A 682-nucleotide genomic window follows, 5' to 3' on the forward strand; every position below is an offset into this window, starting at 1 on the left:
CGAGTCTCAAATCTTTCAATCATTTTTGTTGATCTTGGCGTGGGCGATCTGTCACAAACATCGCTCCGGAAATCAACAAAAAAGCCTGGTAAAAACAACAGAGGACAGACAGAAGGGCAATTTTATTTGGTGAAATAAGTAAATAATGAAATAATGATGAGGTTGTCTTGCCTGCTCATCAAAGTGAAATTGGGTAAATTTGTTGTTGGAACGAAGAAGACAAATATATCGTGGCAATCGAGTAGAGGAATTGACATCCTCCCCCCACCTGAAGGAAGGGGGGTTACTGCGCGTTTGATAAATGGCGTTAGGCCCACCCATTTGACGATGCACACTGAAATAGCCAATACAAAATGGAGAGCACGAGGAAACCGGAATCGAATTGATCTACCTGCTCGGCAGTTCCGTGCCGCGATTCATGATCTCGATATAGTCCGCGTAGCTGAACAGGCGGTTACGCTTCTGAGCGGTCAGCTCCTTTACGATGCCGAGCTGCTCAAGGTGGCCGAGCGCCTTGTTGACAGTCGCCGGAGTGATGCCAGTCTTCTCTACTAGTGAGCCCGAGGTGGCGATGGGATGCTCCATCAGCGCTCGGTGAACCTGTAAGGTTGATGCCGCCGCTCGGCCGAGGCCGCTGATCTTGTCGCGATCCTGATTCGACAGATCCAGAAGCTGCCGTGCT

1 protein-coding gene is annotated in these 682 nt (G+C 49.7%); it reads right to left on the minus strand.

The features are described 5' to 3' along the window. Positions 1 to 387 precede the first annotated feature (387 nt). A partial coding sequence (locus ACYQ8U_RS23125; RefSeq protein WP_459947917.1) for a winged helix-turn-helix transcriptional regulator occupies positions 388 to 682 on the minus strand: 295 nt, incomplete at its 5' end.

Source organism: Desulfocastanea catecholica, from assembly GCF_054657295.1.